Raw genomic sequence first — 14,579 nt, forward strand, 5'->3', positions numbered from 1 at the left:
CCGACGAAGGAGATCTACCGTCGCGCTCATGAAGGGTGCGCCGGAGAGCGTCGAGGTCGGTGAGATCACCCGGGTCGTACAACCGGGGCATGAGCACTGCGGTCCGCGATGCTGGCGGGACCCACGGGGAGTATCGGGGTCACGGGACGACGCCCGTTTCCGCATCCTGTTCGTGTGCACGGGCAACATCTGCCGCTCTCCGCTCGCGGAGCGGCTGACCCGGTCGGCCCTCGGGCCCTGCCCGGCGCTCCAGGTGATCAGCGCGGGCACCCGTGCCGAGGCGGGAACGCGGATGGCCGAGCCGGCACGACGAGTGCTGACCCGGCTCGGCGGCGATCCCGACGGCTTCGGCTCCCGCCCGCTGGCCTCCGAACTGGTGGCCGCCGCCGATCTCGTGCTGACGGCCACCACCAGGCATCGTGCCGAATCGGTGGCCCTGCATCCGGCGGCCGCCACACGGACCTTCACCATCGCCGAGTTCGGCGCTCTGGTCCAGGCCATGCCGGTCACGGCGGTCCTTCACCATGAGGATCCCGTACGGCGGGCCCGCGCGCTGGTCGACGAGGCACGGGCGCTACGCGGGCTGGTCCGGGTGGAGCAGCCCGACATCGCCGATCCCTACGGCGGCTCCCAGCGCGCCTACCGGGCAGCGGGACGGAAGATCGCAGAGTCGCTCGCCGTCCCGCTCCGGCTGCTCACACACTCACCGGCGTCTTGACCTCGGCGCCGTAATCGTAACCGTAGTGATGGCTGCTCCTGGCCGGTGCGAAGTTCAGGACGCTTCCCACCACGCGTGCGTTGATCGAGGCCAGGAGTTCCGCGGCGCGAATGACGTGCTCCCGCCGGGTCTTGCCGTGTCGTGCGACGAGCAGCACGCCATCGCAGGTCGCCGCGAGCGTCGCGGCGTCGGTGACGGGCAGCAGCGGCGGTGCGTCGATGATCACCATGTCGTACGTCTCGGTGAGCTGGGCGAGCACGCGGCGCATCCCCTCCGAGCCGAGCAACTCGCTCGGGTTCGGCGGGATCTGGCCGCTCGGCAGGACGGACATGCTCGGTTCGCCCCAGGTCTGTACGGCATTGTGCAGGTAAGCCTTGTCGATCAACACGTCTGTCAGGCCCACGGCTCCTTCGATCCCGAGATAGCTCGGGATACGCGGGCGGCGGAGGTCGGCGTCCACCAGGATCACCCGCCACCCGGCCTGCGCGAGCGTGATCGCCAGGTTGGCCGAGGTGGAGGACTTACCCTCGCCCGGCAGGCAGCTGGTGATCACGAGTGACTTCGGCTGCCGGTCGACGCCGATGAACTGCAGGTTGGTGCGGAGCGAGCGGAACGCCTCGGCCCTGGAGGATCGGCCGCGGTCGCGCAGGACCAGGGGATGGCGCCTCGCGTCTCGTTCGTAGCCGATGATTCCCAGGGTGGAGCTGCCCGATGCCAATTGCAGCGTCTCGGACGTCTTGATGGTGGTGTCCAGGCGGTCGCGGAGGACGATTATGGCCATGGCGGCGAGCAATGCGACCAACACGGCGATCGCCAGGTTGACCAGTGGTCGTGGACTGACCGGTTCCTTCGGAACATCCGCCCGGTCCACCATCGTGACCTTGACATTGGGCTGGTCGTTCTTATGGCCCGAACGGTCGTCCTTGTCGCCGGGACGCTTTTTCTTATGGGTAAGGGCGGGTCGTTCGATCTCGTCGATCAACCGGGTGAACGCGGTGCCCAGGTCGTTGGCCAGTCGCGCGGCGCGTACGGGATCGGTGTCGGTGACCGTGGCACGGAGAATCACGGTGCCGGGGACGACCTGGGCGGTGATGTTCTCCTGGACGCGTTGGATGTCGTCGTCCTTGGCGATCTGGCTGACCACCCGGTGACTGGGCAGGAGGTTGGCGTAGGACTGCACTCTCTGCTGCGACAACGCCCCCGCCTGGATCGCAGTGGAGAGGCTGCCTTCCCTGTCGTGACCGGAAACCATCATGGTGATCGTCGCGACGTATTTGGGCGGAGTGCTCGACGTCACGGCGATCGCCGCGCCCACCGCGAGGATCAGCGAGAGAAGGATGAGCAGCCAGTTTCTGCGCGCGAGCCGCACGTAGTGAAGCAGATCCACTGGATCAACGCCGCCTTTCACGGATTTTCTGAGGAGTCTTGGGACGATGGGCCGGCGAGTAGACGCTCACGCCTCGCAGCAGACTTATGAGAACGACGGTGATCGCGCCTGCCACGACCGCCGCGGTGAGTACCGATATCCAGCCCAGGGCCATCGTCAGGCAGAGAGTGCCGGTGATCGCCGCGATCGCGCCCAGCGCCGCGGCGACCGTCCGGGTGCCCAGACCGATCCGGCGTAGTCGGTGCGACACGTGGTCGGTTCCGCCTCGAAGCGGCGAGCGGCCCGCCAACGTGCGGGAGAGGAAGACGGCGCAGGTGTCGAAGGTCGCGACGAAGGTCGGCAGGAGCAGCCCGGCGACCGCCGCGTTCGGGGCCTGCCCCATGACCAGGACGACCGCCGAGCAGGCGAGCGTGAACCCGATGAACAGCGATCCGGAGTCGCCCATGAATATCCTCGCGGGCGCCCAGTTGTGCGGAAGGAAGCCCAGGCCCGCGCCGGCGAGTGCGCACAGGAGGACGCCGAACGCCGTATGGCCCTGCACCAGGGCCGTCGCCGAGAGAAGTCCGGCGGTCACCGTGGTCACGGTTCCCAGGGCGCCGTCCATGTTGTCCAGCAGGTTGAAGGAGTTCGTCATCACGACGATCCACATCACCGTGAGGGGGGCGTCCATCCAGATTCCGGTGATGGTCACCTGGACGCCGGAGAGCACCACTCCGCTCGCCGCCAACGCCTCCACGGTCAACCTGGCGACAGCGGACAGGGAGGCGATGTCGTCGATCAGGCCGAGGACGGACACCGCGGTGGCGGCGAGGAGGATCGCGATGATCTGCAGATCGGTGAAGCCCAGCGCGATCACGGTGGGCACGACCGTGCCCACCGTGATCGCAACGCCGCCCAGGTAAGGAGTCGGACGGCTGTGAGCCTTGTGTCCGCCGGGGCGGTCGGTGAGGTCCCAGCGCAGTGCCAGGCGCCTCAGAGGAACGATGGCTGTCAGGCTGAGCACGCAGGCCGCCCCTGCGGTGAGGGCAATCGTTCCGCTCACCGGGTGGACGCCGCCAGATCCTCGCGGGATTCTCTGATGATCTCGGCAAGGATCTCGTTGAGAGTGCGTCGTGGAGTCCAGCCGGTGAGCGCGCGGAGCTTGGTGGTGTCGGGAACCCGGCGGTTCATGTCCTCGAATCCCTGCTCGTAGGCCTCGGAATAGGGAATGAGGTCGATCCCGGACGTGGATCCCGTGCGCTCGATGATCAGCTTCGCCAGCTCCAGAATGCTGACCTCGTCGCCCGAGCCGATGTTGAAGGTCTGTCCGATGGCCGCGTCCTCGTCGAGCAGCCGGAGCAGCGCGTCGACCACGTCCGCGACATGGGCGAAGCAACGGGTCTGGGTCCCGTCGCCGAAGACCGTCAGTGGCGCGCCGGCGAGGGCCTGCTGTACGAGGCGAGGGATGACCATGCCATAGGTGGGACTCTGCCGCGGGCCCACGGTGTTGAACAATCTGACGATGATCGTCGGCAGGTCGCGTTCCTTGTGGTAGGCGTTGGCGAGGATCTCGTCGACGGCCTTGGCGGTGCTGTAGGCCCAGCGGACCACCGCGGGGCTGCCGAGGATGCGATCGGAGTCCTCGCGCAGCGCGTTTGAGGAGTTCTTTCCGTAGATCTCGCTCGTGCTGGTGATCAAGATCTTCTTCCGGTACCGGTGCGCGGCTTCGATGACGATCTCCGAGCCCCGGATGTTGGTCGTCAGCGACCGCAGCGGCTTCTCGACGATCAGCTTGACGCCGACCGCTGCCGCCATGTGGATGACGACGTCGCACCGGTGGACCAACTCGTCGACCATGAGCTCGTCCAGGACCGATCCGTGCACGAAGCGCAGGTTCGGATGAGGCCGGAGGTTCTCCAGTCGCCCTGTCGAGAGGTTGTCCAGGACGACGACCGAGTCGTCGCGGGCGAGCAGCGCGTCGGACAGATGCGATCCGATGAACCCGCTGCCGCCCGTTACCAGGTAGCTGGTTTTTGTTGCCTTGCTCACAGGCTTTTCCTCATTACGTGCTTGGAGAGATCTCTGTTGCCGGGAGGAGGCGGTAGTTCACGCGTGCGTGCCGAGCCTCTCGTCGGTGCCGGAGACCGGTGCCTTCTCGAACCAGGCCACCGTCATGCGGAGTCCCTCCTCAAGCGAGACGGGGCGTATGCCGGGAAACAGCTCACGCAGCAGATGTGGGGAGGCTTGGGATTCCCGGATGTCACCTGTCCGCGGAGGCAGGGAGACCGACTCGATCGGCCGGTCGAGGACGTCGGCGAGGACGTCCATCAGACGCCGCAGGGAAACGCGTGTCCCGAAGGCCAGGTTCACCGGCTTCGTGCTCGTCACCCGGCGGGCGGCCGCGTCGGTGAGGACCTGGGTCACGGACCCCACGTAGGTGAAGTCGCGCACCTGGCCGCCGTCACCGTGGACGGGCACCGGTTCGCCCCGCAGCGCGGCGGAGACGAACGCCGGGATCACGGCCGCGTAGGCGTGGCCGGCGGTCTGCATCGGGCCGTAGACGTTGAAGAAGCGGAACGGCAGGACCGGCAGGCCGTAGCTGTGCGCGTAAGCCAGGGCGTAGGCCTCCGTGGCCAGCTTGCTGGCCCCGTACGGGCTGAGCGGCCTGGTGGGCAGGTCCTCGTGCTTGTGCGGTTCGGGACGGTCGCCGTACACCGAGGACGAGGAGGCGAGGATCACGTGCGGCCTGTTCACGCGGCACGCCTCGAGGACATGCAAGGTACCTGTCGCGTTGACGGTGTGCGAAGCCATCGGGTCGTTCAGTGACAGGGGTACCGACGGCCGAGCGGCGAGGTGGATCACGTGTGTGACGCCGGCCACGAGATCCGCCAGCAGGTCCCGGTCCAGAATGCTGCCCGTCACGACGTCGGCCTCGACGCCGTCCAGGTTGACGGAGTCCCCGCTGCTCAGGTCGTCCAGCACCGTGATGTGCTCCACCTCGGGCCTGGCCGCCAGTGCTCGGCACGTATGGGCGCCGATGAACCCCGCGCCGCCTGTCACCAGCACCCTCATCGGCTGCTCTCCTTCACGGCGAGGCGCCGGCCGGATGTCCCGCACAGCGACCGGTAGAGATTTTCGGTGTCCGAGACGAGGCGCTCCACGCCGAACTCGTCCCTCGTCCAGTCGCGGGCCGACTCGCCCATCCGGCGGGCGAGATCCGGGTCGGACAGGAGCCGGATGGTGTGCGCCGCCAGTTCGCCCGGGTCCGTCGTCGACAACAGGCCGGTGTGCCCCTCCCGGACGATCTCGGCGACGCTTCCCACGCGGGTGGAGACGACAGGCGTGCCCGCCATCCCCGCCTCGACGAGCGTGAGGGGGGTGCCCTCGTTGTCGGAGGTCAGCAGGACCACGTCGGCGGCGGCGTAGACCGTCTCCACGTCCTTTCTCCAGCCGAGCAGATGAAAGGAGTCACGAACGGGCTCGACGCCTTGCGCGACCCGCCGTTCCAGATCGCCGCCCCCGCACACGACGAAGTGACATCCGGGGATGTTCCCGGCCACGAGGCGGGCCACGGCGAGGAACCTGTCGGGCCGCTTCACCTGGGTGAGGCGGCCCACGTACGCCACGACGGGCGCGTCCGGCGGAAGCCCCAGCGTGGCACGGGCCGCTTGGCGGTCGGGGACCGGCCCCAGCCGGACCCCGGGCGGAATCACGACGTACTGCGAGGGGCGCCCGATCCTGGCCTGGAGCAGCTCGTCCCTGACGCGGGAGCCCACGGTCACCAGCCGGTCCGACATGGACGCCAGGAGCCGTTCCGACCGTACGTAGAGTTCTCGCTTGACCGGGGAGAAGTAACCGTGCAGGAGGTGCCCGTGGAAGACGTGCACCCGGGCCGAGTCGACACCGGCCAGGTGGGCGGCCAGCCGGCCCAGGGCGCCGGCCTTGGTCGTGCGGGTGTGAACGATGTGCGGGCGAAACGACCGCATGATGCCGATCAGCCGGAAGAGCGCGCGGTAGTCGTCTCCCGGCCTGACCGACCGGCCGAGGCCCGGAACTCGGTGGACCCGCGCTTCCACGTCGTGCAGCCGGAGATGGTCGCCCTCGTGGCCGTCGACGTACCCGGTGTAGAGACGGTGGTCGAACTCCTTCGTGTCCAGCCCTTCCAGCAGCCCGGAAACCTGGGTGGCGGGACCGCCGACGTTCATCCGGGCGATGATTTCCATTACACGAATCCGGCCGTCCGGTTTCATACGGGCTCCTCGGTGACAGGCCTGGCTCACGTCGGAGAAACTAGTTCGCTGTTTGATCCGTTCGTCGACACCATCACTGTGACAGTGCGATATTTTTCCTATTCCCTACCTAGGCGTGATCCAGCTGGGTCGTCCCAAGTGTTGCCGGTCCACCTTTTGGTCCCCTGAGGGCCGGCGATTTCAGGTGTGGCGCGGATAAAATTATGGCCGAATGGCGCTTTTGTCGTATATCCATGCGTTACCGCTGAAAGATTAGCTGGAGTGTGAATCGCCGGATTTGGTGATGCGCGGCAATGACATGATCCAGAAACCCGCTCCGAGTACGGCGACGGCCAGCGTTCCCCACGCGAACCAGATCGATGCCTGGGAGGAGTCCGAGGCGACCCGGTCGGCGACGAGGAGGGCGCCGAGGAGCAGGGTCCCCTCGGCGGAGAGGTATGCCAGTCTCCATCCCGGCCTGCCGAGGGCCAGGGGAAGGACGTTGGACCAGCACACCAGCCCTTTGACGCACGCGGAGCCGAGGAGCACCACGGCCACCGGGCCGATGGGGGCGTACTGGTGTCCGTAGGCCAGGCCGATGACCGCGGAGGCCGCCGGGATCGCGACGGCGAGGGCCGCCGCTCCGGCCAGGGCGAGCAACAGGGTCGCGCGCACGATGTCCCGCCTGATGGGTGCCGCCCCCGATCCCGCGGTGGCGGCCTGAATGATCCGGGGATAGAGCATCGCGGCCACGGGGACGGCCAGGTTGGCGTAGAAGCGGCCGGGAGCTGATGCGATCTTGAGGATGGTCACGAGGGCCGGACCTCCCAGCAGGCCCGCAAGGGCGAGGATGCCCGAGTCGGAGATCCCGGCCACGCTGGTGCCCACGGACGTCTTCACGGTGAAAGCGATCATGCCCGCGGGTAGCCGGACGCGTGTCACAGCCGGTCCCAGTTCCGCGAGGAGACTCCGGACCGCGAGCAGGTAGAGCACTCCCGCCATCACCAGCGCGCCCGCGGCCTGACCGGCCAGGTAGAGCAGAGGACCTCCGGTGAACAGTCCTACCAGGGACAGCCCGAACGACAGGACCGCACCTCGCGTCCTGAGCACGCCGAGAGCGTGAAGCCGGTCGGTCAGGGCGAAGGCCGCGCCCGCCGTGCCGTACGACGCCATGGACCCGCGCGTGATGATCGCGAGAGCGAACATGAGTGCGAACTCGTCCGTGAGGAAGCCCAGCAGGCGTGCGGCCAGCACCGCCACGAGGCTGACCACGGCCGCGGCCACGCCGATCGCCACGTCCCAGTGGAGCAGGCGCATGAACAGTGAGGAGCCCTGCCCGTTCCGCCGCTGTTCGATGGGGACGAACCGCTGGGCGGCGTTCTCCAGGCAGGGGTCGGACAGGAGGAACCAGATGGTCGCGACGGACTGGGCGAAGATGACCTGACCGGATGTCTCCGCTCCCGTCAGGCGTACCAGAGCGATCAGGCTGAGAGTGGGAAGGACCGCCTCGCCCAGGCCGGCGGCGGTCAGCGAGGTGAAGGTCCGCAGATGACGTCCGCCGGGCGGGCGGATCCGGTGGGCGGCGCGTGCGAGGGTGCTGGCCATGTTCTACGAGCAGACCTCGTCGTACAGCTTGTCGAACCAGTCCGCCGCCCGGCTGATGTCCACGAGTTCCGCGCTGTCTCGCGCCCCCTCGCAAAGGCGCGCGTGGAGTTCCGGGTGCGTCGCTCGCAGGACGGCCTCGGCGAGGGCGACGGGATCCCCGGGTCTGACGAGGAGACCGTTTCTGTGGTCCTCGATCAGATCGGGCACTCCGCCCACGGCGGTGGACACGACCGGGACGCCTGCGGCGAGAGCCTCCATGATGACCACCGGCAACCCTTCGTACGAGGAGCTGAGCACGAGCAGATCCGACGAGGCGATGAGCCGGGCGGCATCGGGCACGTGACCGAGCAGGCGCACGTTGTTCAAACCGAGCTCGTCGACGCGGCGAGTCACCCGCGCGCTCAGGGGGCCGGATCCGGCGAGCAGGAACACGGGACGGGAGTCCCGCTCTCCGACCCTCGCCGCGGCCTCGATGAGGAGCTCATGATTCTTCTGCGGGTGGAAGTTGGCGACGTGCACGATCAGGAAGGAGTTCGGGGAGACGTTCCACTCCTGTCTCGTCTGCTCCGACCGAGCCGCCCAGCGGCGTTGGGCCGCGAGATGGACGCCGTGCACGCGAACGGACAGGCCACGCGAGCGCCTGCCGGTACGAGCACGGGCGACCTGCGGGGAGACGGCCACGGTCCGGGTGTCCAGCCATCCGGTCGCCCGGTCGAGGACCATCGTCGGCAGGCGGTAGCGCACGTTGTGCACCGTCGAGATCAAGGTCGGGCGGGGACTCCGCAACTGGGACATCGGCCGAAGGAATGACGCCGGAAGCGGGGAGTGGATGTTGAGAACGTCGGGTTCCAGTCTTCGCACCACATGCGCGAGCCGCGCCAGGCGGAGCCAGCGCGGGCACGAGGTCAGGTCGATGACGTGAATGCCCGCGGATCGCAGCCGCCCGCTCAGCTCCTGGGTGGCGGTCCGCAGGCACACGACGGTGTAGCGCTTGCCCGTGGGGGGCGCGGCGAGCAACCGCTCGACGAGCAGGACCTCCGCGCCGCCCACGTCCAGCGTCTTGATCACCTCGCAGATGTGCAGGCTCCTCATGACACGTCACCGGGGGAACGAGAGGTCCGGTCGGCCATGAGCGTCTCGTACCATCCCTCGATGCGGCCGGCCACCACCGGCCAGTCGAGGTCCGACACAGCCCGCACACCGCGTTCCATCAGCTGGAGGCGGAGCGCCTCGTCGTCGAGGACCGACCGTAGGCACGCCACCAGTTCCGTCACGGACCCCGTGGGGAAGACGCGATAGGCGTCGCTGTCCGCGATGACCGCGTCCAGCGAGGCGTCGGAGGAGACGATGACGGCGGTGCCCAGCGCGAGGGCCTCCAGGCAGGCGGTGGGAATCCCCTCCCCGATGGTGGGGAGACTGCGGGAAGCGTGCACGAACACCTGGGCCCGGCTCACCAAGGTGTAGACGTCGTCGGCACCGATGTGCCCGGCGAACTCGATTCCCGAGCCCGTTCCGGCGAGTTGCTCGAGCCGGGCGCGTTCGGGGCCGTCCCCCGCGATGATGAGGCGCGCGCCGGGATGGGTGGCACGCAGCTCGTGGAAGGCCTGGATGGTCAGCGCGTGGTTCTTCACCTTCACCAGCGAGCCGACACTGACCATCAATCCTGGTTCGACCGGATGTTCCTCCCGGAACCGGGTCAGGCGGCCGAGGTCGAGGCCGCTGGGAAGAACCCTCATCCGCCGGTTCGGTACACCGGCTGCCAGCAGGCCCTCCCTCGGCCGGGCGCCGGCCACGATGAACCCGTCCACGTGGCGGAAGGCCCATGGCATGATCCGCCGGTGACGCTCGGTGAGAGCGCCGTGAACATGGAGCACGAGGGGGATCCCCAGTCGCCGCGCGACGGCGCCGAGACCGAGCGCCTCACGATGGTCGCCGTGCGCGTGAACGACGTCGATCCCGCGTTCGCCATGGAGCGCTCGCGCGCACTCCATGGCGAAGGCGATCACGTCTGACTTCCTGGAGACGGCACGACTGGCCGCGGTCCGTGCCGGCGGAAACGCTCTCGCGCCGTGCGGGATCCCCCCGCGCCGGTGGGTGATGAACACCTCGTGTCCGCGAAGCAGCTGCTCGCGGCTGAGATCCTCGATATAGCGCTCTTTTCCCCCCGGTTCGGGCGGAAGCCGATATCCGATGTGGAGAATCCTCATGTCAACCTCCCTGAGAGATGTGGTTCGTCCTTGGCGTGGCCACGCCAGGCGGGTGCGCGTTCGCCGAGCGCGTCGCGGCGGAACCGGCAGGGGAACTCGCAGGGATCTCGGGCTCCGGCACGCGGTAGACGGCGCAGTCGCCGGAACGGAACCGGAGCTCCGCGAAGTCGCCGATCTCGGAGCCGGGGCCCACGTGGCGTTCGTCGGCGAACAGCCAGCGCACTCCGTACCGTTCTCGCAGGTGCCGCATCACGTCCGCCGAGGGCGCCTGGAAGGCCAGGTCGTTCGACCGGAGCCGCTCGCCGTCCCAGAACGGAAGCCGCTCGGGCAACTGCCCGGGACGCCAGCGATTCAAGTTCGTGGAGGTGTAGGTCCACCCCTCGGCCAGCACGCGCCGTTCCGACAGGGCGGCCACCCAGGACTGGCGGCTGTCGCACAAGTTCTCGTACCCCCAGCGGCAGTGTGCGTTCGTGGCGACCAGGTCGTCCGGATCCGACTGGGCGCGCAACCACCGGCCTGCCTCCAGAGCGCCCTCGGGGATGTCCTGGGGTGCCACACGCTTGGCCACCGCACGGGAATCGTTCCCGATGAGGTGGTCCATGGCCGAGAGCACACGCGCGTGCCCGTAGGCGGGCAGGCCGATGGCCGCGAACATGACGGTCACCAGAGCCCAGGCGCGAAGGCCGCCGCACATGACGACCAGGGCGACGGTCACCGACGCGGCCACGGCCAGCAGCACGATGTACGGCCGATAGAGAACGGCATCCGCCTGGCCCGGGCTCAGGGGAATCGTGACGCCGCAGAGGACGGGAATCGCATAGGCGGCGACCGCCCCGGCACCGGCCCAGCACATCGCCGTCTTGAGCGACACCTGCGCCTGCCGCACGAGGACCAGGATCCCGTAGACCGCGACGATCACCAGATAGGGATATGCCCCCCAGAGGAAGAAGAGCTGGCTCCGGCCGGGGTGTCCGAGCAGCAGCACCGCACCCACGCCCGCCGCACCCATGCCGAGCATGAGAACCACCGCCGGTCGCAGGAGCAGTCGTGGCCTGCGGAGCAGCCCGAGGATTCCGGACCACGCGACGACCCAGCAGAGCAGGTAGGCCAATGCGACGGCCACCACCGAGGCCATCGGAGGGTCGACCCGGTTGCCCAGGCCGGTCAGTTCACCCCACGCAGCCCGCGCGAACGAGAGAGGATCGATTTTCAGTCCCTGCTGTGCACGGCCGAACAGCACGAACTGCGCGTAGAGGAAGCACCCCGCGGTCATCCCGAGCGCGGCGAGCGCCCGCCACGGCGGCCGGCGTCGCCTGATCGCCTCAACCGTGACCACCGCCAGCAGGCCCGCTCCGAGCAGGGGCAGGTAGATGGCCTTGGCTCCCATGACCGCCACGAGGAAGATTCCCAGCAGGAGCCACCTGCCGGCACCGCGTCCGCGTCCTTCGAGAAGGTCGACGAGGAGGAGGACGACCGGGGCGAAGAGAAGAGCCCCGAAAGCCTGGGTGGGACTTGTCCATGAGGCGTCCGGAATGCCTCCCCAGGTGAACAGCCCACTCGTTCCCAGATACAGGCTCGCCGCTCCAACGGAGATCGTGCCTGTGGTGGCCAGGAGTGCGGCGGGGCGGGAGCCGGTGACGCGTTGGGCGATCATGGCCAGGAGGATCAGGAGTGCGGCCAGCATGGGCAGCATGCCCAGGCGGAAGAGCAGGATCAGGGGTTCGATGCCGGTGATCCAGCTTGATGCGGCGAAGTGGGCGTAGACGAACCAGTGGTAGAGCAGGGGTTCGCCGGAGACCATGGGCACCATCGGGGGCATGTGGTGTTTCACCTCGCCGATCAGGGCGAGGTGGAAGGGCATGTCGACCGAGGAGGTGGCCAGGGTGGGCCAGGTGAGGGCGTGGCCGCGGAAGAAGCGGGCGACGCCCAGGGCGGTGAGGTAGGCGGTGGTCAGGGCCAGTGACCATGACCACCAGGTGGGGGCCGGGGGGTGGGGGCGGCCTTTCCAGTGCTTGCGCAGGCGGGGGACGGCCAGGAAGAGGGCGTAGGTGGCCAGGGGCCAGGCCAGGACCAGCAGGGGGGTGGCGGTGGTGCGGGCGGCGATGTAGGTGAGGGCTTCCAGGGCGTAGCCGAGGGCGGTGCCCAGGGCGAGTTCTTCGGCCAGGGTGCGTTCGCCGCGGTAGGTGACCCGGATCAGCAGAGTGCCGGGCAGGGTCAGGCCGAGGAGGAGGTAGGCGGTGAAGCGGGTGAGGTCGGTGACCGAGACGCCGTAGTGGATCAGGACGGTGACGGTGAAGGCGGCCAGGCAGGTGGTGGGCAGCCAGCGCAGGGCGGCGTGGGTGCGGGGGGTGTGCGGCCGGGCCGGGTGCCGTTCGTTGTGTTCGGGCGTGTTCGGGTCGACGGCTCGGGTGGGCGGTGGTGGGCTCGGCGCGGGACCGTGCGCGGGCGACGTCGTGTCCATGAGCGCAAGCATGGTGATCTCGGCGCCGGTGGTGATCGCGGACGCAGGCTCTCGGTGGTTTCCTTGCCAGTCCTTTATGTGAGGGATTCTTCATGCGGAGGTCCAAGAACAGGACATAGACAGCCGACCCCCTCCCCGGAGACCTCGCTGTGAGGTGGAACCTTTTGTTCGAAATAACATTCCAATGGCATTTCCGAGGCATCACAAAGTCAAGTCGGACGGCTGTTCATGATGCCGTTCATGAGTGTTCCGCCATTGTCCGCAACGCTGTCCGCCCGGCCTGTGCCCCCGTCACGGCACGCAAGATCTGGCTGAGCGGCACATCGGATGCGATCCTCGGACCGGGGTTCGGGCGCGGCGTCTCACCGGATTCGCGGAGTCTCGGCGGGAGGTTTTCCGGCGGTGCCGGATGAAGGCGAGGGCACTGCGACGCCGGCGGTGGCCGAGTCCGTGCCGGCGCCGGACACGAACTGCTGCCCGTCCCGCGAGACCCTGGTCCAGGCGATCGCGGACAGCAGGCTCACGGTCATGACGATCGGCATCCGTTGCCGGACGATGAGGCCGACATTGGACATGGTGGTCGTATATGCGATCGTGCACGGCACGATGAAGAGCAGGAGAATCAGTAGCATTCTGCGGTCATATCCCCGCATCCGAGTAATTGCACACGCCGCGGACCACAGAAGGTAGTACCAGAGCAGTGTCTCGATTTTTGCCAGCTGCAACACCAGGCTGCCGTCCATCCAGGGGAACGGGGACAGAAGCGTGTAGACCAGCTTCGGCAAGAATGCGTTCCACGGATTGCCGCCGTCCTCGAAAACGACTCCCGAACCTCCTTCGGCGTTGGCGCGGCGGAAACTCTCGGACTGCCCGCGTTCCAGCTGTTCCTGCATGGCGGCGATAGGCGAGTTATCGGCCATGTCGGGGGAGGACGCGACGGGCACCAGAAGTGTGGCAAGGATGGCCAGCGCACACAACGGGAGTGCGCGTTTGAGGTTTGCGAGGCCGAGGACCAGCGGTATCGCACACATGAAAACCATGTAGGGGCGTACATTCCACAACGCCCACAGCAACGGTCCGAGGAGAAGCAGCTTACGTATGTCAAAACGCCGGACGTTTGATGCCGCAAGGCCAAGGCAGGATATGATGAGGAACGCGTTGAATCCATCCTTGAACATGTCCGACGTGTGCAGCATGAAAGTCGGCAAGAACGCCATCAAGACCAGGACCCTGAACGAAGCGCGCTCGTCGGCGCCGATGAGCCGTGCGAATCTGTACATGACGATGCACAGTCCGCAGGCGATGAGCGCCACGATGGCGGTGCAGGCCAGAGGGGCCGGGCCGGCGCACAGATATATGATCACCGCGAATACGTTGCAGGGCACCGCCACGGAATACAGTTCGGTGATCTCTTCGGAGGTGACGAACGTGAAGCCCTCGTTTTTCCAGTACTCCACCACCTCCAGGGCTCTGCTCTCGTAGGTGATGTTGTCCCCGCCGTACGCGATGGCGTTGGACCGTAACAAGAAGACGTGAATGAGCAGCCGTGCGACGAAGGCCAGGACCAGCACCCCCAGAGCACGCTGCGCCACCCGCGCGTCGAGGCCGATCTGGACGATAAAGACGAGAATTACCGCGGCGACCGCGACGATTACGTACTCCACAGAGAATCACCCATACGATGTCATGGTCGGATCGGGGACTTCGCGCGCCGGAGGCGGGTCTACTCTCGAGCACCGAGGGAGAGCGGTGGGAGCGGTCCAGGAGTCCATCGCCGGATCGATGGTCGTCGGCGTTCGGCCATTCCGAGGCCGACCGCACCGTGGACGGCCTCTACGACCGGCATGGCGAGAGCAGACCGAGATCGCCATGACCGGTGACCGCAACTCTCTCCATCACGTCCGCCGACTTTAACGGCCGGGTACGCAAGTCCAGCCGGATACGACATCGCCCGGTTGCTTAAATCCCCGCAAAGAAACACGAGACCGCCGAG

The 14,579-nt window shown here is 67.6% G+C and carries 11 protein-coding genes; 1 reads left to right on the top strand and 10 read right to left on the bottom strand.

The window, feature by feature from the left end; all coding sequences use genetic code 11:
- Positions 1-28 precede the first annotated feature (28 nt).
- Positions 29-718: an arsenate reductase/protein-tyrosine-phosphatase family protein gene (locus J2853_RS02865; protein WP_307554653.1), complete on the top strand. Its 690-nt coding sequence runs from the start codon at positions 29-31 to the stop codon at positions 716-718.
- Here the strand turns inward: J2853_RS02865 and J2853_RS02870 are convergent.
- The 10 genes from J2853_RS02870 to J2853_RS02915 form a co-directional block, all read right to left on the bottom strand.
- Positions 696-2,105 (bottom strand): tyrosine-protein kinase domain-containing protein, encoded by a 1,410-nt coding sequence (locus J2853_RS02870; protein WP_307554655.1) that lies wholly within the window; start codon positions 2,103-2,105, stop codon positions 696-698. The two genes, J2853_RS02865 and J2853_RS02870, sit on opposite strands and share 23 nt — an antisense overlap.
- A gap of 4 nt (positions 2,106-2,109) precedes the next feature.
- Entirely contained in the window at positions 2,110-3,147 is a 1,038-nt protein-coding gene (locus J2853_RS02875; RefSeq protein WP_307554657.1) for an MraY family glycosyltransferase, read from the bottom strand.
- The gene (locus J2853_RS02880) at positions 3,144-4,133 is read right to left on the bottom strand and encodes an NAD-dependent epimerase/dehydratase family protein (protein WP_307554659.1); all 990 of its coding nucleotides are present in this window, start codon (positions 4,131-4,133) and stop codon (positions 3,144-3,146) included. The genes J2853_RS02875 and J2853_RS02880 overlap by 4 nt, the downstream gene beginning before the upstream one ends.
- A 57-nt stretch (positions 4,134-4,190) precedes the next feature.
- On the bottom strand, positions 4,191-5,156 hold the full coding sequence (locus J2853_RS02885; protein WP_307554661.1) for an NAD-dependent epimerase/dehydratase family protein: 966 nt from the start codon (positions 5,154-5,156) through the stop codon (positions 4,191-4,193).
- Entirely contained in the window at positions 5,153-6,307 is a 1,155-nt protein-coding gene (locus J2853_RS02890; RefSeq protein WP_307554663.1) for a glycosyltransferase, read from the bottom strand. The genes J2853_RS02885 and J2853_RS02890 overlap by 4 nt, the downstream gene beginning before the upstream one ends.
- A 279-nt stretch (positions 6,308-6,586) precedes the next feature.
- Complete coding sequence (locus tag J2853_RS02895) at positions 6,587-7,918, bottom strand: polysaccharide biosynthesis protein (protein WP_307554664.1); 1,332 nt, start codon at positions 7,916-7,918, stop codon at positions 6,587-6,589.
- 3 nt (positions 7,919-7,921) lie between these two features.
- Positions 7,922-9,010, bottom strand: coding sequence for a glycosyltransferase (locus tag J2853_RS02900; RefSeq protein WP_307554666.1), 1,089 nt, complete (start codon positions 9,008-9,010; stop codon positions 7,922-7,924).
- Positions 9,007-10,125 (bottom strand): glycosyltransferase family 4 protein, encoded by a 1,119-nt coding sequence (locus J2853_RS02905; RefSeq protein ID WP_307554668.1) that lies wholly within the window; start codon positions 10,123-10,125, stop codon positions 9,007-9,009. Before J2853_RS02905 ends, J2853_RS02900 begins: the two co-directional genes overlap by 4 nt.
- A 1-nt stretch (position 10,126) precedes the next feature.
- Positions 10,127-12,586, bottom strand: a complete 2,460-nt coding sequence (locus J2853_RS02910) for a hypothetical protein (RefSeq protein ID WP_307554670.1) — start codon at positions 12,584-12,586, stop codon at positions 10,127-10,129.
- A 362-nt stretch (positions 12,587-12,948) separates the two neighbouring features.
- Complete coding sequence (locus J2853_RS02915) at positions 12,949-14,250, bottom strand: hypothetical protein (RefSeq protein WP_307554672.1); 1,302 nt, start codon at positions 14,248-14,250, stop codon at positions 12,949-12,951.
- Positions 14,251-14,579 lie beyond the last annotated feature (329 nt).

This window comes from Streptosporangium lutulentum, from assembly GCF_030811455.1.
Lineage (GTDB): Bacteria > Actinomycetota > Actinomycetes > Streptosporangiales > Streptosporangiaceae > Streptosporangium > Streptosporangium lutulentum.

Excerpts from the sequence above, each read along its gene's own strand:
- J2853_RS02865 (WP_307554653.1), top strand. The coding sequence starts at position 29 with ATGAAGGGTGCGCCGGAGAGCGTCGAGGTCGGTGAGATCACCCGGGTC.
- J2853_RS02885 (WP_307554661.1), bottom strand. The coding sequence starts at position 5,156 with ATGAGGGTGCTGGTGACAGGCGGCGCGGGGTTCATCGGCGCCCATACG.
- J2853_RS02890 (WP_307554663.1), bottom strand. The coding sequence starts at position 6,307 with ATGGAAATCATCGCCCGGATGAACGTCGGCGGTCCCGCCACCCAGGTT.
- J2853_RS02895 (WP_307554664.1), bottom strand. The coding sequence starts at position 7,918 with ATGGCCAGCACCCTCGCACGCGCCGCCCACCGGATCCGCCCGCCCGGC.
- J2853_RS02900 (WP_307554666.1), bottom strand. The coding sequence starts at position 9,010 with ATGAGGAGCCTGCACATCTGCGAGGTGATCAAGACGCTGGACGTGGGC.
- J2853_RS02905 (WP_307554668.1), bottom strand. The coding sequence starts at position 10,125 with ATGAGGATTCTCCACATCGGATATCGGCTTCCGCCCGAACCGGGGGGA.
- J2853_RS02910 (WP_307554670.1), bottom strand. The coding sequence starts at position 12,586 with ATGGACACGACGTCGCCCGCGCACGGTCCCGCGCCGAGCCCACCACCG.